The sequence below is a fragment of the Methylobacterium sp. J-092 genome (genome assembly GCF_022829325.1).
GTDB lineage: Bacteria > Pseudomonadota > Alphaproteobacteria > Rhizobiales > Beijerinckiaceae > Methylobacterium.
Map to the genome: position 1 here is coordinate 75,799 of NZ_JAKSXU010000196.1, position 24,736 is coordinate 100,534.

17 protein-coding genes and 1 tRNA gene are annotated in these 24,736 nt (G+C 69.3%); 10 read left to right on the forward strand and 8 right to left on the reverse strand.

The window, feature by feature from the left end:
* The first annotated feature begins 7 nt into the window (after window positions 1–7).
* Together MKK60_RS23420 and ettA are read left to right on the forward strand one after the other, a co-directional pair.
* Window positions 8–93 (forward strand) — tRNA-Leu (locus MKK60_RS23420).
* A 214-nt stretch (window positions 94–307) separates the two neighbouring features.
* A complete protein-coding gene (gene ettA / locus MKK60_RS23425) occupies window positions 308–1,960 on the forward strand; it encodes an energy-dependent translational throttle protein EttA (protein WP_147728950.1) in 1,653 nt (550 codons plus the stop codon).
* Between the two features lie 168 nt (window positions 1,961–2,128).
* On the opposite strand, the gene MKK60_RS23430 is transcribed toward ettA, so the two are convergent.
* Complete coding sequence (locus MKK60_RS23430; protein WP_147842102.1) at window positions 2,129–3,301, reverse strand: amidinotransferase; 1,173 nt, start codon at window positions 3,299–3,301, stop codon at window positions 2,129–2,131.
* Window positions 3,302–3,508: 207 nt separating this feature from the next.
* On the opposite strand from MKK60_RS23430, the gene MKK60_RS23435 reads away from it, so the two are divergent.
* The 6 genes from MKK60_RS23435 (at window position 3,509) to MKK60_RS23460 (ending at window position 10,000) form a co-directional block, all read left to right on the forward strand.
* Complete coding sequence (locus tag MKK60_RS23435) at window positions 3,509–4,639, forward strand: flippase-like domain-containing protein (protein WP_243988768.1); 1,131 nt, start codon at window positions 3,509–3,511, stop codon at window positions 4,637–4,639.
* Window positions 4,630–5,235 carry a phospholipid-binding protein MlaC gene (locus MKK60_RS23440; RefSeq protein ID WP_409567447.1) on the forward strand — a complete coding sequence of 202 codons (606 nt, stop codon included), beginning with the start codon at window positions 4,630–4,632 and terminating at the stop codon, window positions 5,233–5,235. Before MKK60_RS23435 ends, MKK60_RS23440 begins: the two co-directional genes overlap by 10 nt.
* 76 nt (window positions 5,236–5,311) lie before the next feature.
* Complete coding sequence (hpnI, locus tag MKK60_RS23445; protein ID WP_243988770.1) at window positions 5,312–6,496, forward strand: bacteriohopanetetrol glucosamine biosynthesis glycosyltransferase HpnI; 1,185 nt, start codon at window positions 5,312–5,314, stop codon at window positions 6,494–6,496.
* A gap of 84 nt (window positions 6,497–6,580) precedes the next feature.
* Window positions 6,581–8,014 carry a hopanoid biosynthesis associated radical SAM protein HpnJ gene (gene hpnJ, locus MKK60_RS23450; protein WP_147725743.1) on the forward strand — a complete coding sequence of 478 codons (1,434 nt, stop codon included), beginning with the start codon at window positions 6,581–6,583 and terminating at the stop codon, window positions 8,012–8,014.
* Window positions 8,015–8,143: 129 nt separating this feature from the next.
* Window positions 8,144–8,995, forward strand: a complete 852-nt coding sequence (hpnK, locus tag MKK60_RS23455) for a hopanoid biosynthesis-associated protein HpnK (RefSeq protein WP_243988771.1) — start codon at window positions 8,144–8,146, stop codon at window positions 8,993–8,995.
* Window positions 8,996–9,238: 243 nt separating this feature from the next.
* Entirely contained in the window at window positions 9,239–10,000 is a 762-nt protein-coding gene (locus MKK60_RS23460; protein WP_243988772.1) for a YfdX family protein, read from the forward strand.
* Between the two features lie 116 nt (window positions 10,001–10,116).
* Here the strand turns inward: MKK60_RS23460 and MKK60_RS23465 are convergent, their stop codons facing one another.
* Window positions 10,117–12,774, reverse strand: a complete 2,658-nt coding sequence (locus MKK60_RS23465; RefSeq protein ID WP_243988773.1) for an MMPL family transporter — start codon at window positions 12,772–12,774, stop codon at window positions 10,117–10,119.
* A 627-nt stretch (window positions 12,775–13,401) separates the two neighbouring features.
* Here MKK60_RS23465 and hpnH point away from each other — a divergent pair.
* Window positions 13,402–14,565, forward strand: coding sequence for an adenosyl-hopene transferase HpnH (gene hpnH / locus MKK60_RS23470; RefSeq protein ID WP_147725747.1), 1,164 nt, complete (start codon window positions 13,402–13,404; stop codon window positions 14,563–14,565).
* Window positions 14,566–14,772: 207 nt separating this feature from the next.
* Entirely contained in the window at window positions 14,773–17,259 is a 2,487-nt protein-coding gene (locus tag MKK60_RS23475; protein ID WP_243988774.1) for an esterase-like activity of phytase family protein, read from the forward strand.
* A 33-nt stretch (window positions 17,260–17,292) separates the two neighbouring features.
* Here the strand turns inward: MKK60_RS23475 and MKK60_RS23480 are convergent, their stop codons facing one another.
* The 6 genes from MKK60_RS23480 to hpnA form a co-directional block, all read right to left on the reverse strand.
* Entirely contained in the window at window positions 17,293–18,057 is a 765-nt protein-coding gene (locus MKK60_RS23480; protein ID WP_243988775.1) for a phosphorylase, read from the reverse strand.
* A gap of 148 nt (window positions 18,058–18,205) precedes the next feature.
* Complete coding sequence (gene shc, locus MKK60_RS23485; RefSeq protein WP_243988781.1) at window positions 18,206–20,203, reverse strand: squalene--hopene cyclase; 1,998 nt, start codon at window positions 20,201–20,203, stop codon at window positions 18,206–18,208.
* A gap of 142 nt (window positions 20,204–20,345) precedes the next feature.
* Complete coding sequence (hpnE, locus tag MKK60_RS23490) at window positions 20,346–21,632, reverse strand: hydroxysqualene dehydroxylase HpnE (protein WP_243988776.1); 1,287 nt, start codon at window positions 21,630–21,632, stop codon at window positions 20,346–20,348.
* Complete coding sequence (hpnD, locus tag MKK60_RS23495) at window positions 21,632–22,483, reverse strand: presqualene diphosphate synthase HpnD (RefSeq protein ID WP_243934676.1); 852 nt, start codon at window positions 22,481–22,483, stop codon at window positions 21,632–21,634. Before hpnD ends, hpnE begins: the two co-directional genes overlap by 1 nt.
* Window positions 22,480–23,379 (reverse strand): squalene synthase HpnC, encoded by a 900-nt coding sequence (gene hpnC, locus MKK60_RS23500; protein ID WP_147842111.1) that lies wholly within the window; start codon window positions 23,377–23,379, stop codon window positions 22,480–22,482. The genes hpnD and hpnC overlap by 4 nt, the downstream gene beginning before the upstream one ends.
* On the reverse strand, window positions 23,376–24,416 hold the full coding sequence (hpnA, locus tag MKK60_RS23505; RefSeq protein ID WP_243988777.1) for a hopanoid-associated sugar epimerase: 1,041 nt from the start codon (window positions 24,414–24,416) through the stop codon (window positions 23,376–23,378). Before hpnA ends, hpnC begins: the two co-directional genes overlap by 4 nt.
* Between the last annotated feature and the right edge of the window lie 320 nt (window positions 24,417–24,736).

Sequence of the window (24,736 nt, forward strand, 5' to 3'; positions counted from 1 at the left end):
ATCGAGGGGCCGCTTGCCGAAATTGGTAGACGGAAGGCACTTAAAATGCCTCGGGCTTCGCCCGTGTGGGTTCGAGTCCCACAGCGGCCACCACGCCCCGATCCTTGCCCGGCACCGGCCGTCCTGATACGCGAGCGGGATCATCTCCAGGGATTGCGGGGAAGGGTGCGACGCGCACGCTCCGCAGAACCGTACCGCGCAGGGTTCGCCGCGGGCATGGCGCGTGCCTGCCCGTGCGGCCCTGTACCCGTCATCGGGCCGGGCGCGCTCCCGCGCCGGCCCCGCCGAACCTGATAGGATGCCTGCGATGGCCCGCGAATTCATCTACCACATGAAAGGCCTGACCAAGACCTACACCGGCGGGAAGAAGGTGTTGGACAACGTCAACCTGTCCTTCTACCCCGACGCCAAGATCGGCGTGCTGGGCATCAACGGCTCGGGCAAGTCGACCCTGCTGAAGATCATGGCCGGCATCGACACCGAGTGGACCGGCGAGGGCTTCGTCGCCCAGGGCGCCCGCGTCGGCTACCTGCCGCAGGAGCCGCAGCTCGATCCGACGAAGTCGGTCCGCGAGAACGTGATGGAGGGCGTCGCCGAGAAGCAGGCGCTGCTCGACCGCTACAACGAGCTCGCGATGAACTACTCCGACGAGACGGCGGACGAGATGACCCGCCTCCAGGACGAGATCGAATCGAAGAACCTGTGGGAGCTCGAATCCAAGGTCGACCAGGCCATGGAGGCCTTGGGCTGCCCGAGCGACGAGCAGCCGGTCGCCACGCTGTCGGGCGGCGAGCGCCGCCGCGTCGCGCTGTGCCGGCTGCTGCTGTGGGAGCCGGAGCTGCTGCTGCTCGATGAGCCGACCAACCACCTCGACGCCGAGACGGTGAACTGGCTCGAAGGCCACCTGAAGAACTATCCCGGTGCGATCCTGATCGTGACCCACGATCGCTACTTCCTCGACAACGTCACCAGCTGGATCCTCGAGCTCGATCGCAGCAAGGGCATCCCGTACGAGGGCAACTACTCGGCCTGGCTGGTGCAGAAGCAGAAGCGCCTGCAGCAGGAGGGCCGCGAGGACATGGCCCGCCAGCGCTCGATCGCCCGCGAGCAGGAGTGGATCGCCGCCTCGCCGAAGGCGCGCCAGTCCAAGTCGAAGGCGCGCATCACGCGCTACGAGGAGCTGGTCGCCAAGCAGAACAACAAGGTCGATGCCGCGGCCCAGATCGTGATCCCGATCGACGAGCGGCTCGGCAACAACGTCATCGAGTTCGACCACCTCAACAAGGCCTTCGGCGACCGGCTGCTGATCGAGGACCTGTCGTTCAAGCTGCCGCCGGGCGGCATCGTCGGCGTCATCGGCCCGAACGGCGCCGGCAAGACGACGCTGTTCAAGATGATCACCGGCCAGGAGAAGCCCGACGGCGGCGCGATCTCGGTCGGCGAGACCGTGCATCTCGGCTACGTCGACCAGTCGCGCGACGCGCTCGATCCCAACGCCACGGTCTGGCAGGAAGTCTCGGGCGGCAACGACATCATCTATTTCAACAAGCGCGAGATCAATTCGCGGGCCTACTGCGCGGCCTTCGCCTTCAAGGGCGGCGACCAGCAGAAGAAGGTCGGCACGCTGTCGGGCGGCGAGCGCAACCGCGTGCACCTCGCGCGCACGCTGAAGGGTGGCGCCAACGTGCTCCTCCTCGACGAGCCGACCAACGATCTCGACATGGAGACGCTGCGGGCGCTCGAGGACGCGCTGGAGGATTATGCCGGCTGCGCCGTGATCATCAGCCACGATCGCTGGTTCCTGAACCGGATCGCGACCCACATCCTCGCCTTCGAGGGCGACAGCCACGTCGAGTGGTTCGAGGGCAACTTCTCCGACTACGAGGCCGACAAGATGCGCCGCCTCGGCGCCGACTCGCTGATGCCGAAGAAGATCAAGTACAAGAAGTTCTCGCGCTGAGGCCGGTTTCCCTCCCCCCTCTGCGGGGGAGGGTGGCCCGCGAAGCGGGTCGGGTGAGGGGGCAACGCTTCCGGAGAGGCCGCTCCCCTCTCCCGACTGTCGCTGACGCGAGGCCCACCCTCCCCCGCAGAGGGGGAGGGGATCATGCGGCGGACGATCAGTGAAATCCTAGAAGTACGACTTCAGCGTTCCGCGACGGCGCACGTCGAGCGTCGCGCAGTGGAACGAGCCGCCGAACGGGCCGTAGCTCAGGAACGGCGCCGGGATCGGATCGAAGCCCCAATCCTTGAGCGCCTTGATCAGCGTCGGCTGGCTCTGGTCGACGACGATCTTCTTCTCGTCGATGGCGAGCACGTTGATCGAGGTCCAGGGCGAGCACATCGAGATCTTGCTCATGAAGCCCTCGACCGGGTCGGGACGCGGGGCGACCAGCACGTCCCACTTCTTCAGCACCGCCGGCAGCTTCTCGACGTCGATGTAGTCCGGGTTGACCAGCACCTTGCCGGGCGCGAGCGGCATGAACGACGAATCGATGTGCATCGGCTGCGGGCAGCGGCTCTCGATCTCGTGGACGCGGAAGCCGGACCCGAGGTGGCGCCGCAGCCACTCGATGCCCATCAGGTTGGTGACGTTCGAGCGGGTGACGAAGATGTCGCGGCCGCAGCGGACGAAGTCGGCGGCGTCGAAGACCGGCTCGAACTCGTTGACCGTGAACTGCATCGGCTCGCCGGCCTTCAGGTTCGGCACGCGATAATCGTAGTTGTAGAGCTCGTCCGTCAGCTGCGGCCGCGGCGCCGAGGTCCAGCGCGCGCCGTTGCGGAAATACTCCTTGAACAGCGAGCGGTAGGCGTCGCCCTCGAAGTAGCGCGAGCGCCAGCACATCGGGCTCTCGATGATCTCGTCGCCGATCACCAGGTACGGGTCGCGCGGGCAGGCGACGCAGAAGCCGCGGGACGACCAGCGCGGGGCGCGGTACTTCTTCGAGAAGTCGATGCTGTCCGGGCGGCGGATCTTCACGCCCTCGCCGGCGAGGATGCCGATGAAATTGTCGAGCTCCTTCTGCGCGAGCTTCTTCATGAAGGCCGGATACCGGAAGCCCGAGGCGAAACGGTAGAACGGCTGCGCGGCGCGCGGCAGGTTGAAGATCACGGTCAGGTGGTGCGTCGGGATCGTGGCGCCGTCGAGCGAGCCGACGATCACCTCCTCCAGCGGGTCCCACTCGTTCCAGGCCATCACCGGCGAGTGCGGCGCCGGCACGCCCGGGTCGCCGCGGACGAAGCCGTCGGTACGGGCGTCGTCGAGCACGGCCTCTCCAGCCGAGTGGGAAGCGTCGCGGTCCATGGTGATCCCTTCGTGATACGCTGCGCGGGCGGTCTGCTCGGGGCGAAACCCCTGATGCCGCTTTGGTCCGCACTGTGTCTATCGGGTGATAGACATTGCCGATCGTTGCTGCAACTTGAGCCTTACTCCTCGTCCGCAGCGGTCTTTTTCGGTCGAAATCGCGGCGAGAATCCAGCATCAAGCCACCCCCGAGCTTGAAAGAGGATCATGAAGCGTCTGACGACCCTGGCCTTGATCGCCGGCCTCTGCACGGTCGTCGGCCTGTTCCTGTCTTCCGGTCTCGAGGATGTGGCGGCGGCGGTGGTGAGTGCCGGCTGGGGCGCGCTGGCGGTGGTCGCCGCGCGCGCGGTCGCCGTCGCCTGGGCCGGCCTCGGCTGGTTCGTGATCTTCCCCGTCGCCGGCCGCCCGAGCTTGGCCGCCTGCATCAACCTGCGCTTCGTGCGCGAGGGCATCAACACGCTGCTGCCGGTCGCGACGGTGGGCGGCGACTTCATCGGCGCGCGCCTTCTGGCCAAGCGCGGCATCGCCGGGGGCCTAGCCGGCGCCAGCATGTTCGTCGACATGATGACGCAGGCGCTGACCCAGCTGCTCTTCACCGTCGCCGGCCTCGGGCTCCTGATCTGGCTCGCGGGCGACGGGCCGATCGTGCGCACCGTCGCCGGCGGCCTCGCCATCGCCGCCCCCGCCATCGGCGCGTTCTACCTGATCCAGCGCCGCGCCGGGCACCGCCTGATCCAGGGGATCGTCGACCGCTTCGCCTCGGGCCGCGAATGGCAGGCGCTCGGCGCCGTCGACGTGCTCTACGACAACCTGCGACGCCTCTACGGTGCGCCCCTGCGCATCGTCTCGGGCATCGGCGTGCACCTCGTCGGCTGGGTCATCGGCTCGCTCGAGGTCTACGTCTGCCTGCACTTCATGGGCTATTCGGTGAGCTTCGCCGAGGCGATCGTGATCGAGAGCCTGGCCCAGGCCGTGCGCGGCGCCGCCTTCGCGGTCCCCGGCGCGCTCGGCGCGCAGGAGGGCGGGCTGATCGCGCTCTGCGCCCTGTTCGGCATCCCGGCCGAGGCGGCGCTCGCCCTGTCCCTGGTCAAGCGCTTGGCCGACCTCCTCGTCGGCGTTCCCGGCCTGTGGCTCTGGCACACGCAGGAGGGCCGCCTGCGCCGCGAGGCGAGCGAGCCCGGGGCCTGCGCGCAGGAGGAGGGCCGGACCACCTTTCGCCGGGTCGGGGCCGTCCCCGCACCCGCGACGCTCGGACCGTTCTACAGCTATGCGCCCCCCCGCGGGCAGAGCGCCCATATCGAGGACACTACGGTGCCGGAGTTGAAGAAGTGCGCCTGATGCGCCGGTTGATCCTCGCGCTGACGCTCGTCGCCGGCACCGTTCCGGCCTTCGCCGCCGACGACCCGGCGGTCGCGGTTGTCGACGGGCTCTACGCCCGCTTCGACGCCGCCGTGAAGAACGGGGCCGGCACCCTCAAGGACCGCATCGACGCGGTCGGCCCGACCCTGGAGCGGTCCTTCGACTACCCGGCGATGGTCCGCCTGGCGATCGGCGCCAAGTGGGCGGAGTTCTCGCCCGAGCAGCAGGGCGCGATCACCGAAGCGTTCCGCCGCAACTTCGTCGTGACCTACGCCAACCGCCTCGCACGGGCGGCCGGCGCGAAGTTCGAGGTGACGCGCAAGAGCGAGGCGAGCGGCACGAACCAGCGCGTCCTCACCCACGTCACCACCCCGGACGGGGACGATTCGCAGATCGACTTCGTCGTGAATTCCGACAACCGCATCCAGGACGTCCTGCTCAACGGCAACGTCAGCGAGGTCGCGGGTCAGCGGGCGAGCCTCGGCCAGCCGCTCAAGGCCGGCGGCGCCGACGCGGTGCTGAAATTCCTGCGCGAACGCACCGACGGCATGCTGAACGCCAAACCGGCGCCTTGAACGGCCTGCACAGAGCTTTCGTGCCGCACGCCGCGGCCCATCGATCCCACGCACCTTGCGACCGAGCGACGTTCCCATGGACCTGACCTGGCTCTCGCCGATCCTTCTGGTCCCCGCGCTCGCGGGTTGCCTGTACGCGCTCACCGCGGCGTTCCTCACCGGGCGGTGCTCCGCGAAGGTGGCGCCCGCCTTCGCCGACGATGCGGCGCGGCCCTCGGTGACGGTGCTGAAGCCCCTCTGCGGCCTCGAGCCGAACCTGTTCGAGAACCTGCGGACCTTCTGCGCCCAGGACTATGCCGGCCCGGTGCAGATCGTGTTCGGCGTGCAGAGCGCCGGCGACCCGGCGATCGGCGTCGTGCGGCGCATCGAGGCGGCCTTCCCGCAGCTCAGCATCGACCTCGTCGTCGACGCACGCCAGCACGGCTCGAACCGCAAGGTCTCGAACCTGATCAACATGTCGGAGGTGATTCGGCACGAGGTGGTGGTGCTCGCCGACAGCGACATGGTGGTGCGCCCCGACTATCTCGAGCGCGTCGTGGCCGAGCTGTCCGCCCCCGGCGTGACCGGGGTGACCTGCCTGTACCACGGCGTTCCCGGCGACCGGGGCGTGTTCGCGCAGCTCTCGGCGCTCGCCATCGACGTGCAGTTCCTGCCCAACGTCGTGATGGGCACGGCGCTCGGCCTCGCCAAGCCGTGCTTCGGCTCGACCATCGCCTTCACCGCCGCGTCGCTGGCGAAGATCGGCGGGTTCGCCACCTTCAAGGACGACCTCGCCGACGACTATGCCATCGGCGAGGCGCTGCGCGGGCTCGGCGGCCGGGTCGCGATCCCGAACTTCACCATCGGGCATACCTGCGTCGACACCGCGATCGCGGGCCTGTGGAGCCACGAGCTGCGCTGGAATCGCACCATCCGCAACGTCGACCCGGCCGGCTATGCCGGCTCGATCGTCACCCACGCCTTCCCGATCGCGCTGATCGCCGCGCTGATGCCGGAGGCCGGCGCGACCGCGCTCGGCGTCGCGGCTCTGGCACTCGCCTGCCGCATCATCCTGTCGATGCGGCTGGAGCGTGCCTTCGGGATTGGCCCCCATCCGTACTGGCTGTTGCCGATCCGCGACATCCTCTCGTTCGCGAACTTCTCATGGAGCTTCGTATCGGGGGCGGTGACATGGAAAGGTCACGATTATCGCGTCGTTGCGGATGGAACGCTTATTCCGGAGGGCAATCTCGGCCAGGATGCTGAGTCGCCCACCGTCTGACCTTGCCGTCCCGTCGTTTAAACTTGCCATCCTCGATCCGTCATCCTTTCGATCCGATCGCCCTGCTCTGAGGCCTTGAACCCCATGCGCACGCTCTTCCTCCAGGCTCCCACCTTCGACGGCTTCGACGGCGGCGCCGGGTCCCGCTACCAGGCCAAGCGCGAGATCAAGTCGTTCTGGTACCCGACCTGGCTCGCCCAGCCGGCCGCCCTGGTGCCGAACTCGAAGCTGATCGACGCGCCGCCGCACAACATCAAGCTGGCCGAGATCGTGGCCCAGGCCAACGACTTCGACATGGTGGTGCTCCACACCTCGGTGCCGTCGTTCAAGTCGGACGTGAAGACCGTCGAAGCGCTCAAGGCCGCCAACCCCAAGCTGATCGCCGGCCTGATCGGCGCGAAGGTCGCGGTGGACGCCGCCGGCGCGATGGCCCAGGCGCCGTGCATCGACTTCTGCGCCCGCAACGAGTTCGACTTCACCGTCAAGGAAGTCGCCGACGGTACGCCGATGTCGGAGATCAAGGGTCTGTCCTATCGCAACGCCGACGGCGTCGTGGTCCACAACGAGGACCGCGAGATCATGACCGACATGGATCAGCTTCCCTTCGTCACGAGCGTGTACAAGCGCGATCTCGAGATGGAGAAGTACTTCATCGGGTACCTCAAGCACCCCTACATCTCGTTCTATTCCGGCCGCGGCTGCAAGAGCCGCTGCACGTTCTGCCTGTGGCCGCAGACGGTGGGCGGGCATACCTATCGCACCCGCTCGGTCGCGCACGTGATCGAGGAGATCAAGTACTGCCTGAAGGAGTTCCCGCAGACGAAGGAGTTCTTCTTCGACGACGACACCTTCACCGACAACCTGCCCCGCGCCGAGGAGATCGCGCGCGAGCTGGGCAAGCTCGGCGTCACCTGGTCGTGCAACGCCAAGGCGAACGTTCCGCGCGAGACCCTCGAGGTGCTGAAGGCCAACGGCCTGCGCCTGCTGCTGGTCGGCTACGAATCCGGCAACCAGAAGATCCTGAACAACATCAAGAAGGGCATGCGCGTCGAGGTCGCCGAGAAGTTCACCAAGGATTGCCACGACCTCGGCATCGCGATCCACGGTACCTTCATCGTCGGCCTGCCGGGTGAGACCCGCGAGACGATCCAGGAGACGATCGCCTTCGCCAAGCGCATCAACCCGCACACCATCCAGGCCTCGCTGGCGGCGCCGTACCCCGGCACCTTCCTCTACAAGCAGGCGGTGGAGAACGGCTGGCTCGACGTTGAGAACGCCGAGCTCGTGGATGAGAACGGCGTGCAGATCGCGCCGCTGCACTACCCGCACCTGTCGCACGCCGAGATCTTCGCGGCGGTGGAGGAGTTCTACCGGAAGTTCTACTTCCGCGCTCCGAAGATCGCCTCGATCGTCTCCGAGATGGTGCGCTCGCCCGACATGATGAAGCGCCGCCTGCGCGAGGGCGTGGAGTTCTACCGCTTCCTCAAGGAGCGTCAGGGCACCGCCAAGGCCGCCTGATAAGGGCGCATGAGCCCCATCGCATGACCGATCCAGACGGCCGGGCCCCAAAGCCCGGCCGTCTTCGTTCAGGGGTCCGGGCCCGAGGCCCCCGGCAAACAGCCGCGCCCCCGTACACCGGAGTGTCTCGTGAAGCGTCTCGTCGTCACCGCCGACGATTTCGGCCTGAGCCCGGAGGTCAACGAGGCGGTCGAGCAGGCCCATCGCGACGGCATCCTCACGGCGGGGAGCCTGATGGTCTCGGCCCCCGCCGCCGCGGACGCGGTCGCCCGCGCCAAGCGGATGCCGTCGCTGCGCGTGGGATTGCACCTGGTGCTCGTCGAGGCGTGGCCGACGCTGCCGGCCGCCACCTTGCCGGATCTCACCGATGACGCCGGCCTGATGCGTCGCGACATGGAACGCCTCGGCCTCGACCTCGCGCTGAAGCCGGCAGCCCGCCGCCAGCTCGCCGCCGAGATCACCGCGCAGTTCGAGGCCTACCGCATCACCGGCCTGCCACTCGATCACGTGAACGCGCACAAGCACTTCCACGTGCATCCGTTGATCGCCGGCGCGGTGCTGTCGATCGGGCCGCGTTACGGGATGCGCTCGATCCGCGTGCCGCGCGAGCCGCGGGCGGTGCTGAAGCGCGCCGAGCCCGGTGCGACCCCGCGGGTGGCCCTCGATACGGCACCCTGGGCGACCCTGCTCGCCGTCCGGGCCCGGATGATGGGGCTGACCATTCCCGATCGAACCCTGGGTCTGGCCTGGTCCGGAGCGATGACGCCCGCCCGCGTGGCCGGCCTGCTCGCGCACCTGCCCGACGGCCTGACCGAGCTCTACACCCACCCGGCCACCGCCGGCGGCTTCCTCGGCGAGGCGCCGGGCTACGCCTACGCCGCGGAGCGGGACGCGCTCGTCGCGCGGGCCTCCGTGGATGCGGTCGCGCGGTCGGGGATCGTCTGCGGCGGGTTTTCGGATTTCGCACCGAATAGACGATGACGACGTCATCACGGAGCCCGCAGAAGCTTTCGCCTCAAACGCTTCAGAAACGACACCGTCAAACGACTGTATATCTTCGCAAATAGCTCATCAGGACTTGCGTTTCGGAAGCATGTCCGATTGATGACCAAAATTTCATGCAACGTGGGCTTCGGCGCCCGCGTTCCGACAGCAGCCCCAGGGCACAAGACGATCGTCGCAACAGACCCTCGCCGCCGCATGGGACGGATCGGAGATGTCGTCATGACCCGCTACACCCTCCTCGCCACCGTCTTCACCGCCTCCGTCGCCCTCGGGGGCGCCGCCTACGCCGCCGACCAAGCCGCGACGACCGCCGCCTCCCACGAAACCGCGATCCAGAAGGACGTCGGCAAGCTGTCGGCCGATGGGGCGAAGGGCTTCCGCGACCTGCATCTCGCCCGGATCGCGATCTTCGATGCCGACCCGGCCCAGGCCAAGACGCTGGTCCACGATGCGCAGGCGGTCCTCGCAAAGGCGAAGACCGACGAGAGCGTGTTCACCAAGGCGGAGGCCGATCTCAAGCCGCCCGCCGCCGCCAAGGCGATGCCGGCCAAGGGCACCGGCGTCGGCGACATGAAGCAGCCCGTCGCGTGGCTGCCGGTCGACGGGCAGTTGCTGCTCGACGAGGATTTCGTCGCCACGCCGCAGAAGGCGGCAGCTGTGGCCGATGCCAACAAAAATCTCGAGAAGGGCGACCGGAAGGGCGCGGCCGAGAAGCTGAAGCTGGCCGGCGTGAACGTGAACTTCATCATGGCCGTCGTGCCGCTGGCGAAGACGACGGCGGATGTCGACCAGGCTGCGACGCTGCTGGACCAGGGCAAGTACTACGAGGCGAATGCCGCGCTGAAGCAGGCCGAGGACGGCGTCCGCTTCGACGTCATCGATGCGACGAGCCTGCCGCAGGCCTCCAAGGCCGCGGGAGCATCCGCCAAGGCGAACGTGACCGAGCCGACCGGGACCGGCATCGCGAAGCCCGCGCACTGATCGCAGCCTGCACGCCGATTGAGGTCGCTCGCGGATAAAAGCCTGCCCACCAAACGAGAACGGCGCCGTCCCCGTGGGACGACGCCGTGCGTTTGAGCAGAAAGGCCTGCCGTCCGTCACTTCACGGCGGCGGGCTCCGGGCGGACGGCCTGGCCCGTGCCGGGCAACCGGCCGGCCTCTTCCCCCTCGGGGCGATCGGCATCGGGCTTGGCCGGCGGCGGACCGAGGAAGGCCGGCACCACGAAGAAGGCGGCGATGAGCGTGAAGAACAGCGACAGCGCCAGCAGCTTGCCCATGCTCGCCGTGCCGGGATGGCTCGACAGCACCAGCGAGCCGAAAGCGGTCCCCGTGGTCAGCGCGGAAAAGAAGATCGCCCGCGTCAGGCTGGAGGCCAGCATGTCGGTGACGCCGGCCCGCCAGGCGATCACGTAGTAGATGTGGAACGCCACGCCGACCGCGAGCATCAGCGGCAGGGCGATGATGTTGGCGAAGTTCAGCGGCATGCCGACGACGTGCAGCGCCATCAGCGTCCACAAGGTGGCGAGCACCAACGGCCCGAGCGTCATCGCCACGTCCCAAGGCTTCCGCAGCGCCACCGAGAGGATGATGAAGATCAGCACCAGGGCGGTCACCGCCGCCTGCACGAAGGCGCCGAGGATGGTGTAGCTCGACGAGGTCGTGGCGATCGGCGCGCCGGTGGCGTGCGGCGCGACGCTCTGGATCTCGGATGCGAACTGCCGCAGCACCTCGTCGTCGTTGGAATTGCCCTTCGGATGCACCTCGATGCGGGCGCGGCCGTCGGCGGCGACCCATTCGGCCTTCAGCTGCGGCGGCAGGTTGGCGAGGGTGATCTTCTCGGGATGCAGCACCGTCCGCAGCCGCGAGAGCAGCGGGCCGAGATCGGTGGTGAGGGCGACCGAGGCGGCCTCGCGCGTCGCCGGCTTAGCGGCCGCCAGCTTGTCGAGCGTGCCGGAGAGACGGCCGGCGGTCTTGCTGCCGGGCGCATTGCCGCCGGCGATGCCGGTCAGGGCGGCCGCGGTGTCCTTCAAGGCCTTGACGTTGTCGGCATCGGTCGGCGGCGGCGGCTTGCGCGTCGGGTTGAGGATCGGATCGAGCAGCTCGGCCGTCTCGGCGACGGTGGCGAGCTTCTTGTCCTGGTCGCGCGGCACGAAGGTGTCGATGCTCATAATGTCGGCGGCCAGCGGCAGCGCGGCGAGCTTCTTCGTGACCTCGGGCACGGCGTCGACGCTCGGAGCCAGCACGTCGGCGACGTTCGGGCTCGTGGCGGGATCCTTGATCAGGTCGAGATAGGTCGCGATCGATTCCACGTGCGGGCTGCGCAAGTGCATCGGGTTCGAATCGAAGGGCAGCTTCCACAGCAGCGGGGCGCCGGCCAGCGTGACGAGGCCGACGACGATCAGCACCGGCTTGCGATTGCGGATGATCCACGGATCGACGCCTGCGAGCCACGTGGTCTCGACGGCGGCCTTCTCGCCCTTCGGCCGGAACACGGCGATCAGCGCCGGGAGGAGGGTGATCGCGAACAGGTAGGCGACGACCATACCGACGCCGGCGATCAGGCCGAGCTCGGACACGCCGCGGAACGCGGTCGGCAGGAAGGCGAAGAAGCCGGCAATCAGCGACACCGCCGCCAGGGTCAGCGACCAGCCGACCCCGCGCGCGGCGGCGCGGATCGCGTCCTCGAGCGTCGGCTGCTCGTAGCGGTCGGCGCGGTAGCGCACCGAGAACTGAATGCCGAAATCGATGCCGAGGCCGACGAACAGAGCCGCGAAGGCTACCGAGATCGGGTTGAGCTCGCCCACCATCAGCAGCCCGAGCGCCGCCGTGACGATCAGGCCGGAGAAGGTGGTGATCAGCACCGATACGACCAGCGGCGCCGAGCGCAGGGCGAGCCAGAGGAACAGGACGATGGCGCCGACGGTGACGAGGTTATTCAGCAGCGCGTCGTCGGACAGCGTCGCGAACTCGTCGTCGGCGACCGCGACCGGGCCGGTGAGACGCATCTCGAGCCCGTGCTCGGGATCGATGTTCAGCTCCTTGGCGACGTTCCGGATCAGCTTCGTCGCGGTGTAGCCCGGCTGCAGCGCGTTGAAATCGAGCACCGGCTGGATCAGCACGAACTTGCGCAGGTCGGTGGTCTTGCTCTCGCCGCCCGACAGCAGGAGCTGCCAGGACATCCGCGCCGGCTTGCCGTCGAGCACCGTCTGCAACGTCCGGTCGATCTCGCCCATCGGCTTGTCGAGATCCTCGATCTTGGCGTCGCCGCTCTTGATGCCGCGGGCGCCGAGCGCCAGCACCCGCATCACGCCGCGCAGGCTCGGATCGGAGGCGAGCGGCCCAAGCAGGCCCTGCTGCTGCACCAGCTGCTCGGTGGTTTTCTCCAGTTCCGCCTGCGGCAGCAGCAGCAGGCCGTTCTTCTCGAAGAAGGGGCCGCCGTCGGGCCGGTAGACCGTCTCGATCAGGTTCTTGTGGACGGCGATCGCCTTGGCGAAGGCGCTCGCGGCCTCTTCCGCCTGCTCCGGCGTCTTGCCGTCGATCACCGCGACGACCGTGTTCGTGCGCTGCGGGAACGCCTTCTCGTAGTTGATCTCGTCCTGGCGCCAGGGCTCCTTCGGATCGATCAGCCGCTCGACATCGGTGTTGATGCGGAACAGATGCGCCGCGATGCCGGTGCTGGCGGCGGTGACCAGGGCCACCAGAGCGATCACGACCCAGCGATGTCGGACGGAAAACGCGACGAGACGTTCGATCACGAGTACCCTACCTGCCTGGAGCGGCTGCCCTTCGAGGCCGCACGACTCTCACATCTTGTATGCTGCCGGGACGGTTCCCGCGGGACCCGTCGACGGCGCGAGACCTTCGCCACATCCACCCGGTCGCATCGAGGCAGGATCGGACCTGATCGAGACGCGGTCGTCTCACGATGCCGTGTGGCCGAAGACGCGGCGCCGACCCGGTGAACGCACCGGACGACGCGGGATGAGGACGCATCCGAGGCACGATCGTTGCGCCAAGGCCGCAGCGCTCAGTAATCTTGCAGCCCTGCGATTGCAACGCAGCGACCTCCGACGCGGGTGGCTCTCCCCATTGATGTGTGGCGCCGGCGCCGTTTCGCACCGCAATATCACGGGATGCGGTGTTTCGCGGGACTGCCGTCGCATTGCCGACGCATTGGCAGGATGGGGTCCCCCCCGAAGCAGGACGCGTTCGCAGGAACGGCCCTCGGGCTGTGGCGCGGTTGCGTCAGCCCCGCAAACACGCACGCGAAACGGCCCAGGACCGGCCCGTTCAGATCGGTTCCAGGCTAGAGCGCTGGAATTCGAATTTTTTTCACGTTAAGCAGCCCCTTGGTTCGGGGCTACGCAAACAGGAGCCGTATCTTGGGAATCCCCCTCCGGTATGTCGCGACGATCGGCAGCTACATCATCAAGCAGCATCTCACCGGCCGGAAGCGCTATCCGCTCGTGATGATGATGGAGCCCCTGTTCCGCTGCAATCTCGCCTGCGCCGGCTGCGGCAAGATCGATTACCCCGACGAGATCCTGAACAAGCGCCTGCCCGTGGCGGACGCGCTGGAATCCGTGCGCGAGTGCGGCGCCCCGATGGTGGTGATCGCCGGCGGCGAGCCGCTGCTGCACAAGGACCTGCCGCAGATCGTCGAGGGCATCATCGCGCAGAAGAAGTTCGCGATCGTGTGCACGAACGCGCTGCTGCTCGAGAAGAAGATCAAGGAGTACAAGCCGAGCCCGTACTTCACCTGGTCGATCCATCTCGACGGCGACAAGGAGATGCATGACGGCTCGGTCTGCCAGCGCGGCGTCTACGACAAGGCCGTGGCGGCGATCGCTAAGGCGAAGGAGATGGGCTTCCGCGTCACCATCAACTGCACCTTCTTCAACAACTCGTCCTCGGACAAGATCGCCGACTTCTTCGACAGCGTGACCAAGATGGGCATCGACGGCATCACCGTCTCGCCCGGCTACGCCTACGAGCGCGCGCCCGACCAGCAGCACTTCCTGAACCGCAAGGCGACGAAGGACCTGTTCCGTGGCGTGTTCCGCGCCGGCAAGGAGAAGGGCCGCCAGAAGTGGGCGTTCCAGCAGTCGGGCCTGTTCCTCGACTTCCTCGCCGGCAACCAGACCTACCATTGCACGCCCTGGGGCAACCCCACCCGCACCGTGTTCGGCTGGCAGAAGCCCTGCTACCTGCTCGGCGAGGGCTACGCGGCCACGTTCAAGGAGCTGATGGAGGAGACCGACTGGGATTCCTACGGCACCGGCAACTACGAGAAGTGCGCCGACTGCATGGTCCACTCGGGCTACGAGGCCTCCTCGGTGGTCGATTCGGTGCGCAAGCCCTGGAAGCCGCTGATCCACGCCATCCGCGGGATCAAGACCGAGGGCGAGATGGCCCCCGAGGTCAGCCTCGAGAACCAGCGCCCGGCAGAGTTCGTGTTCTCCCGCAACGTCGCTCAGAAGCTCTCCGAGATCAAAGCCTCCGGCGTCGACACCAAGCGCGAAGCCCGCAACCGCACCGCGGCCTGACGGCTCGGCCACGCGCATTCGAGGAGGCCCGCCCGGGAAACCGTGCGGGCCTCCTTCGTTTCGGCGAGGCTCGGTGGAGCGTCGTGCCTTTCGCGACACGGTGTCTGCAGCCGACCCAACGCAGGACAAATATCCTTCCTGCCGTCACCGGGCCGTCATGCCCGATCCCTAGCTGCGGCTCAGCTTGAGTGGCTGGGGGATCCCGCGATGGTGACACGGTACGGCGCGGCGCGAGCCGTGGGCTCATTCGGCGTGCTCGCGTTCCTGACGGACGCGGCCTCGGCCCAGGCGATCCGCACGCCGAACCTGACGACGGCCGACGGCCCGGTGGCGGTGACGGTCGGCGATGCGACCTTCGTGAACCAGGGTCTCCAGGGCGTCGGCCGGCTGCCGGCCACCACCCGCGACTTCCTCGGCGACACGCTGGGCTCGTTCTCCGCGCTCGCGATCGACCTCGCCAGCTGGCGGCGCTTGGGGGCCACCTACAGCGGCACGCTCTACACGCTGCCCGATCGGGGCTACAACGATCCGAGCGGAGGGCTGTTCTCCGATTACGCCGGCCGGCTGAACCGCTTCAATCTCAGCTTCACGCCCGATCCCGGCGCGGGCCTGCCGCAATCGATCGCCTCCCAGCGGCAGATCGCGATCGTGCCGAACGGCGGCATCGTGCTCACCGATGCCAACGGCCGGCGCTTCAGCGGTCTCGATCCGGCATCCGGCACCACGACCCAGCTCGGCGCGGTGCTGCCTTCGGCGGCGAGCGGGCCGAGCGCAGGCCGGATCAGCCTCGATGCGGAAGGTCTCGCGCGGCGAATCGACGTTTCCTTCTACGTCAGCGACGAGTACGGGCCGAACATCTATTACTTCAGCGCCGGCGGGCAGCTTCAGGGCGTGCTCGGCGTGCCCGACGCGATCCGGCCGCGCACGACCGGGGCGATCGACTTCAACTCGATCAACCCGCCCGACACCGGCCGACGCAACAACCAGGGCTTCGAGGCGCTGTCGCTGGCCCCCGACGGCCGCAGCCTCGTCACCATCCTGCAGAGCGCCGCGCTCCAGGATTCCGGCCCGAATCAGCAGCAGCGCAACAACACCCGCATCCTGATCTACGACCTCGCCGGCAGCGCGGTACCGGCCGCGCCCGCGCGCGAATACGTGCTGCAGCTGCCGACCTACCGCGACACCGGCAACGGCGGCGCGCCGAACCGGACGGCGGCACAGAGCGACATGCTGGCCCTCAACGACACCCAGTTCCTCGCGCTCTCGCGCGATTCGAACGGGCTCGGCACCGGCAACACCACGCCGATCGTCTACAAGAGCGTCCTGCTGGTCGACATCGCGCAGGCCACAAACATCGCCGGCACCCCCTACGACGGGGCCACCCCGATCTCGCCGGGGGGCACCCTGCGGCCCGGGGTCCAGCCGGCGCAGACGACCGAGATCGTCAACCTGCTGAACCCGGTCCAGCTCGGGCGCTTCGGCATGAACCTCAACACCAACCCGGCGACCCAGACCACGCTCTCGGAGAAGTTCGAGGCCCTCGGTCTCGTGCCGGTGCTGAGCGAGCGGGCGCCGAACGACTATTTCCTGCTCGTCGGCAACGACAATGACTTCCTCACCCGGCACGGCAGCATCAACGGTCAGGGCTACGATGCCGGCATCAACAACGATTCGGTGCTGCTCGCCTATCGCTTGACGCTGCCCACCTACGTCGATCCGCTCTCCCTCGCGGTGATGAAGCAGACGGCGCCCGTGGTGCTTCAGGGGCTCGGCGGCGCGACCCTCGGCTTCGCCGCGTCGGCGACACGGGGCGTGCAGGACCACCTCGCCGCCCTGCGCCGCGGCCAGGGCCTCGCCGGGCCCTGGAGCCAGTCCGGCGGCTTGTGGATCGGCGGCGATGTTGTGTTCGCCGACCAGCCGCGCAACGGCGGCCTCGCCCTCGACCGCACCATCGCGCAGGGCAGCGCCGGACTCGATCTTCCGCTGCCCGGAGCTTGGCGCGCGGGCGTCGCCGTCGGCGGCGGCGGCGGGTCGCTCAGCCGCGCCGGCGGCTTCCGGCAGGACCAGAGCGCCTTCACGGTCTCGGCCTATGCCGGCTACTACGGTGCGGACTTCTACGCCCAGGGCATCGTCGGCGGCGCGCCGGAGGTCAGCCTCGACGGGATCCGCCGACCTGCGGCCTACGGGCTCACCGCGTCCGGGCGCAGCTCGGGCAGCGCCTTCGCGATCGACGGCGAGGCCGGCGTGCCGATCCGAGCCGGCGACCTCGGGCTGACGCCGTTCGCAGGCATCACCCACCTATCCGGCACCGTCGACGGCTTCACGGAGACCGGAGCGGCGGGCAACACCATCGCGTATCGCGACCTCACCCTGGTTCAAACCACGGTGCGCTTCGGCGGCGAGCTGGCCTATTACGGGCACGCCGGACTGATCCCGTCGGTGCGCTTGGCGTACAACCTCGCCACGGGTCCGCAAGGCAGCAGCGGCACCGTGCGTCTCGCCAGCGTCCAGAACGGTCTCGCCACCGCCGCCGTGGCCGTGCCGTTCCTGCGCGACGACTTCGTCAGCGCCGGCGCCGGCCTGCAGGGCAGCCTCACCGACGACCTGGGCTGGCGGGTCGACTATCAGGCGGCCATCGGCACCCGCACGGGCGTCGCCCACGGCGTCACCGCGGGACTTCGCTATCAGTGGTAGCAGGCGAGCTAGAGGATCGCCGAAGCCGCACGCTCAGGCGCCGCGGCGATCCTCGTGCGGCGGCACCCCGAGGCTCGGGCCGAGGAGCGTGCGGCAGCGGCTCAGCGCCCCGAAGGCGGCGTTCGAATCGCGGGCGAGGCGGACGAGATCGCCGATCCGGGCCGATCCTCGTGCGACAGCCGAGAGGACGGCGAGCATGTCGGGCTCGCCGTTCGGCTTGAGGGCCTGCGCGGCGAAGGCGGGTAAGGCCCGGTGCGCCGGATCGCAGACCACGCGGATCGCCGCGAACGGCAGACCGTGCCGCTCCGCGAAGGCGGCGGCGACGTGCGATTCCATGTCGACGGCGAGCGCCCGGGTGCGCGCCCGCAGCTCGGCCTTGCCCGCGACGCTCATCACCGCAGCATCTACGCCGGCGAGGTCGCCGGAGCGAATCGTGTCGCCGGGCAGACCGAGGCGCGCGAGCAGGGCGGCCGCGACCGCCGGATCGGCCTCGTAGCGCCGGTCCGCCGCGACGATTCCGGCCGCGACCACCACGTCGCCCGGAACGAGGTTCGGATCGAGACCGCCCGCGATGCCGATGCTGACGATCGCGCGGCAGCCGGGCGGGTCCCGCGACGCCAGCAGGGCGGCGAGACGGGCGGGATTTCCGCCGGCGCCCACCGCCTCGACGCCGGGGCCCGAAGCGAGCCGGCGTTCCTTGGCGAGGCCCGTGACGGCGAGCACCGGAAGGCTCGACGCGGGGTCGGGCGCATGGAGACCGACCGCGCGGGCAGGGGACGCCGGCTCCACGCGGGTCATGGGTCGACGATCGTAAAGGGTGGCATCCGCGAAGCGATCACCGGCGGTCCGTCCTACAAATCACCCCGACCGCTCGCCGAGCCCGGGGTGGCGCAGACGGTCCTTCCCGCCCGTGCCCGCTCCGCTCGGATCGCGCAAAGTCGGCCGATCACATCCCGAACGCCACCCGGCGGCTGTTGCCGCGCTTGAGGTTGCGGTAGCGCGCCATCGCCCAGAGCGGGAAGAACTTCGGATAGCCATGGTAGCGCAGGTAGAACACCCGCGGGAAACCGGTCGCGGTGTAGCGCTCCTCGTTCCAGAAGCCGTCGGTTCCTTGCGTGCGCGCTAGGAAGTTGATGCCGCGGGTCACGGCCGGGTCGTCGCATTCCCCGGCGGCCATCAGTGCGAGCAGCGCCCAGGCGGTCTGCGATGCGGTGGAGGAGCCGGCCTCGAACGCCGGATCGATCTTGTAGCTCGACGCGTCCTCGCCCCAGCCGCCATCCGGATTCTGGATGCGGATCAGCCATTCCACGGCGCGCCGGATCTCGGGCGAGGCGGGATCGACCCCGGCCGCGTTCAGCGCGCACAGCACCGACCACGTGCCGTAGATGAAGTTCATGCCCCAGCGGCCGTACCAGCTGCCGTCCTGCTCCTGGTCGTTGAGCAGGTAGGTCACGCCGCGATCGAGGGCCTTCGACGATTCGCGGGTCTCGCCGAGCTGCGACAACATCGACACGACGCGAGCGGTCACGTCCGCGGTCGGCGGGTCGAGCAGCGCGCCGTGATCCGAGAACGGGATGTGATTGAGGTACATGTGGTTGTTGTCGGCGTCGAACGCCGCCCAGCCGCCGTCCTTCGACTGCAGGCCCTCGACCCATTCGCGCGCCCGGGCGATCGAGGCGGTGTAGTCCGGCATGTTGGCCACCAGCCCGTGCTGGCGCATGGCGCGATCCATCGCCATCACCACGACGGCGGTGTCGTCGAGGTCCGGGTAGTGGGCGTTGGCGTACTGGAAGGCCCAGCCGCCGGGGCGGACCTTGGGCTTGGCCGCCGCCCAGTCGCCGGCGATGTCGAGCACCTGGCGCGGCAGCAGCCAGTCGAGGCCGGCGCGGGCCTGCCCCTCGGCATCGGTGCCGCCGGCCTCGAGCAGCGCGTGCCCGGCCAGAGCGGTGTCCCAGACCGGGGAGACGCAGGGTTGCACGTAGGCCTCGTGCGCCTTCACCACGACGAGCTTCTCGATCGCGTCGCAGGCGACGCGGACCTGCGGATGGTCCGGGCCGTAGCCCATCGCCTCATACATCAGCACGGTGTTGACCATGGCCGGGAAGATCGCGCCGAGCCCGTCCTCGCCGTTCAGGCGCTCGCTGACCCAGGCCCGCGCCTTCTCCATCGCCCGCAGGCGGATGCGATGGGGGAAGTAGGCCTCCACCTTCTGCAGCACGCGGTCGATCGCGCCGAAGATCGGCGTCCACGGCCAGGTCGCGTGCGGGCTGCCGGGCCAGCGGCGCACGCTGGACGGGGGCGTCAGGAACAGCTCACCGATGCCGACGCCGCGCGGGTTCTTCGCCCGCGGCTTGGTCGCCTGCAGCACGAAGAGCGGCACCATCACGCAGCGGGCCCAGTACGACACCTTGTCGAGGTGGAACGGGAACCACTTCGGCAGGAACATCACCTCGACCGGCATCACCGGCACCGCCGACCACGGCACCTCGCCGTAGAGCGCCAGGATGAAGCGGGTGAAGACGTTGGATTGCGCCGCGCCGCCGCGCGACAGGATCGCCTCGCGCGCCCGGCGCATGTGCGGCGCCTCGATGTCGTCGCCGATCATCTTGAGGGCGAAGTAGGCCTTCACCGTGCAGCTCATGTCGAACGGCCCCTCGTGGACGAGGGCCCAGCCGCCATGCTTCTCCTGCGTGCGACGCAGGTAATTGCCGATCTTCGACTCCAGGCCCTCGGGCGGACGGGTGTCGCGGAACTGGTGGAACAGTATGTACTCGGACGGGATCGTGGCGTCGGCCTCGAGCTCGAAGCAGATGTGCCCGTCGGCCTGGGCGAGGGCGGTCAGGGCGCGGGTCGCCCGCGCGACGCCGTGATCGACGTCGTCGAGGGAAATCGCCTGGGTCTTCGGGCGTTGCAGCGCCTCGACCTTGTTCACAGCCTCTCGCATCATCCTCGCCTCAAACGGCCACAACTCTCGATCCGCGCCCGATCGTCCCGGATCGGATCACGGCTCGCCCGTCTCGTCCTGCCTACGCATGGGCCGTACCGGCCCGTCGCCGGTCCGAACGCATGCTCGTCTCGGTCCTGCCTCATGCGGCGCCGCGCGTGCGTGCCGGATCGCACGACAGGGCGAGTGCGGCCGTCTTGCCCGAGCGGATCGACCCCTCGATCGTCGAGGGCAGCCCGGTGGCCGTCCAATCGCCCGCGAGCACGAGGTTCGACCACGCCGTCTCCGCGCCGGCGCGGCGCGCGGCCTCGGCCGGCGTCGCGGCGAAGGTCGCGCGCTTCTCCTTGACGATCTGCCAGCTTGGCAGTTCACGGGCAAGGTCGGCCACGGTCGCGATCTCGGCCCAGATCTGCTTGGCCAAGTCTTCGCGCGGCACGTCGAGCAGGCGGTCGGCGCCGCTGATCGTGACCGAATAGCGGTCGGGATAGGCGAAGAGCCACTCGGTCAGCGAGTTCACCATGCCGAGGATCAGCGGCGAGCCCGCCTTCGGCACCATCTTGAAATGGGCGTTGACGATCGAGCGGAACGCCTTCGGCGCGGACAGGCCGGGCAGCATCTCGGAGGCGACCCAGGGCGGCAGGGCCAGCACCACCGAATCGCCGGCCGCCACGTCGACCGCCCCGTCGGCGAAGTCGAGCCGCTCGACGCCGGCCGCGCCGAGGCCCAACCCGCGCAGGCGCCGGCCGAAGCGGACGGAGGCGCCGTGCGATGCGAGGTACCGCAGCGCCGGGTCGACGAAGGCGTAGGACAGGCCCTTCACCGCCACAAGCGGGCGGCAAGCCGCCCCGCCGGCGCCCAGCGTCTCGCGGAGGATCTTGGCGGCCAGCCCGACATCGCTCTCGGCGACCTCGGTGTTCAGCGCCGCCAGCAGGACCGGATGCCAGAGCCGGTCGTAGAGCGCGCCCTCGCAGGCCATGCTGGCGCCGATCGTCCCGCCGGCGCCGTCCGCCTTGCCGGCTGCCGCCCGCAGGATGCCGAGCGGTGCGAGGTAGTCGCGCGCGCGGCTGCCCGGCACGCGGCGCGCCTTGCTCAGCACCCACCACGGCACCCGGCCCGCATTCGGGCGAAGGGTCCAGCGCTCGCCGGTCTTCAGGTCGGCGAACGGGAAGGCGGCCTCGTCCGGGCCGGTCAGCGCGTCGTCCGGCGCGCCGACGCGCTTCAGGAACTCGAGGGCGTCGGCGTTGCCCGACAGCAGCAGGTGATTGCCGTTGTCGAGCTCGAGACCGAGCGTCGGGTCGTAGTACGACCGGCAGCGGCCGCCGGCCTGCTTGGCCGCCTCGTGCACGACAACGCGCGCCCCGCGCTCCGCCAGCGACACCGCGGCCGACAGGCCCGCGAGCCCGGCACCGACGACGTGGACCGTCGCCATCAGACGATCCCGTGCCGAAGCGCCACGGCGACGAGGGCGAGCTTCCTCGGCTTCACCCGCGCCCGCGGCATCGCCCAGCCGCGCTTGAGCAGCGCGACGAGGTAGAGCCGGTAGGCCGCCGCCATCAGACGGGCCGCCTTGGTCGGCTTGCGCGGGCTCTTGGCGATGATCGCCCAGGTCGCGGCGTAATGCGCCTCGGCCTCCGCCGCGAGCGCGGCGCAGACCTCGCCGATGCGCGGATGCGTGATCGCCGCGTGCGGCGTCGGATCGGTTAGGCCGATCGCGGCGAGCCTTTCCCGCGGCAGGTAGAGCCGGCCGCGCTCGGCATCCTCGTCGATGTCGCGCAGGATGTTGGTGAGCTGCAGCGCCCGGCCCTCGTGCCAGGCGAGCTCGATGCCGAGCGCCTCCGGCATGCCGAAGATCCGCACGGACAGGCGCCCGACGGCGCTGGCGACCCGGTCGCAGTAGAGGTCGAGGGTCGCCGCGTCGGGCGCGACGATGTCCTCGAACGCGTCCATCGCCATGCCGTCGATCACGGCGTGGAAGTCTTCCCGCTTGAGGTCGTAGCGCTGCACCGGAACCACGAGGTCGCGCACGCGCGCCGCGGGCCTGCCGGCATAGAGCCCGTCGATGTCGGCGCGCCAGCGGTCGAGCTCGGCCGCGCGCAGGTCGGCCGCGCCGCCGTCGTCGGCGACGTCGTCGACCGCACGGCAGAACGCGTAGACGGCGTACATCGCCTCGCGCCGCTCCTTCGGCAGCAGGCGCATCGCGGTGTAGAACGACGAGCCGGCCGCCGGCAGGGCCGGGGCCTCGTCGGCGGGCAGGGCCGTCGCGGTGGCGGTGACGGTCATGGGTAAGCCTTGCCCTGCGGCGCCGCGCGGACGATGCGGCCTCGGAACGGCCGTCGGGCCAGCGTCGCGCCGATGCCCCCGAGCGCCGTCAACGCGAAGCCGGCCTTGCCGTGATGGACCTTCTCCGAGAGCGGATCGCGATCGAGCAGCCCGCGGGCGAGGACGACGGCGAGCCGGTGGATCGCCGCGATCTCCAGCGACAGGCGCAGGTCGTCGATCAGGTCCGGCAGCACCTTGCCCGCGTCGAGCAGGCCCAGCGTCCGCTCGGCCAAGTCGCGGATGACCGCGCGCAATTGCGGCGTCGCCTTGGCGGCTCCCAGCATGGCGACGGTGGCGCCGTGCCGATCGAGCGCGTCCTGCGGGATGTAGACCCGGTCGAGAGTGCGAAAATCCTTGCCGCAATCCTGGAGATGGTTGACGATCTGCAGCGCTGCGCAGATCGCGTCCGAGGCGGCCCAGACCCGGGCGGGATCCTCGCCGTGCACGTCGAGGACGTAGCGACCGACCGGCATCGCCGAGTAGCGGCAGTAATGGATCAGCTCGTCCCAGTCGGCGTAGCGGTTCTTGCGCGCATCCATCCGGAACGCGTCGAGCAGCTCAAGGGCGTGGCGCGGCGGCAGCCCGCGGGCGGCGAGCTCGCGCTTGAGCGGCTCGGCCTCCGGGTCGGCGGCCCCCGCGCCGGTCAGGGCGTCGGCGAGACCGTCGAGAAGCGCGAGCTTGCGCTCGGGCGACAGCGCGGCATGGTCGGCGACGTCGTCGCCGGCGCGGACGAAATCGTAGAACGCGAGGATCGCGCCGCGATTCTTCGGATGGATCAGGTGCGAGGCGACGGGGAAGTTCTCGTCGTTCGCACCCTTGCCCGAGCGCAGCTCCGTGGCGGTGCCGGACGCGCTCATCGCTCGGCTCCCGGCAGGTATCCCGCGCCGCGGAACCAGTCGATCGCGTCGGACAGCCCCTCCCGGTAGGGGCGGGCGGCGTAGCCGAGCTCGGCCCGCGCCTTCGCGTCGGAGAAGAACATCCGGTAGCGCGACATGCGGATGCCGTCGATCGTGGCGAAGGGCTGCTTGCCGGTGATGCGCGCCATCTGCTCGGAGACGAAGGCGATCGGGTAGACCACGGCCCGCGGCAGGTTCACCGTCGGGGGCTTGCGGCCGACCATGCGGGCGATGTCGCCGAGCATCTGCGAGAGCAGCACGTTCTCGCCGCCGAGGATGTACTTCTCGCCGATCCGCCCCCTGCGCAGGGCGAGCAGGTGGCCGGCGGCCACGTCGTCGACGTGGGCGAGGTTGAGGCCGGTGTCGACGAAGGCCGGCATCTTGCCGAGCGCCGCCTCCTGGATGATGCGCCCGGTCGGCGTCGGCTTGACGTCGCGCGGGCCGATCGGCGTCGACGGGTTGACGATCACCGCGGGCAGTCCGCTGCCGGCCACCATCGCGTCGACCACGCGCTCGGCCACGACCTTGCTGCGCTTGTAGGCGCCGATGGCGGTCTCGGGCGTCAGCGGCCGCGTCTCGTCCGAGGGCGTGACGCCGTCGTCCGGCGGCTCGATGGTGGCGACGCTGGACGTATAGACCACGCGCTCGACGCGCGCCTCGAGGGCGGCGCGCATCAGGTTGCGGGTGCCGTCGCGGTTGGTCCGGACGATCTCCTCCATGTCCGGCGCCCAGAGCCGATAGTCGGCGGCGGCGTGGATCAGGTAGCGCTGGCCCCGCATCGCGGCCGCGCAGGCCTCCGGGTCGCGCATGTCGCCCTCGACGACCTCGACGTCGGACCAGGTCAGGTTCGTGCGCGGGCTCGTGGCGCGCACCATGATGCGCACCGGAAATCCGGCGTTGCGGAACACGTCGACCAGGGCCGGCCCGAGAAAGCCGCTCGCGCCGGTGATCAGCACCGGGCCGAGGTCGGAAGAACCGCTTGGGGTCGCCTCTGCCATCACGCTCGAATCGTCACGGGAACGCGGGCGATGCCTTCGTTTTGGGCATCGCACCGCAGCAAGCCGGCTTTTGTCATCGAATGACGTGCACGACAAGGCGATCCGGGCCACAGGCGGCCCGGGATCGTGGCGCGCGACGACGCCCTCAAGCGAGGCGGAGACGCGAACGCCCTTCCTGACGCTCGGGGAGGATGTCCTCGACCTTCCGGACGATGCTGGCGGCGTCGAGGCCGGCCTCGGCGTACATCTTGTCCGGGCTGTCGTGGTCCTGGTAGCTGTCGGGCAGGGTCATCGTGCGCACCCGCAGCCGCATCGCGTCG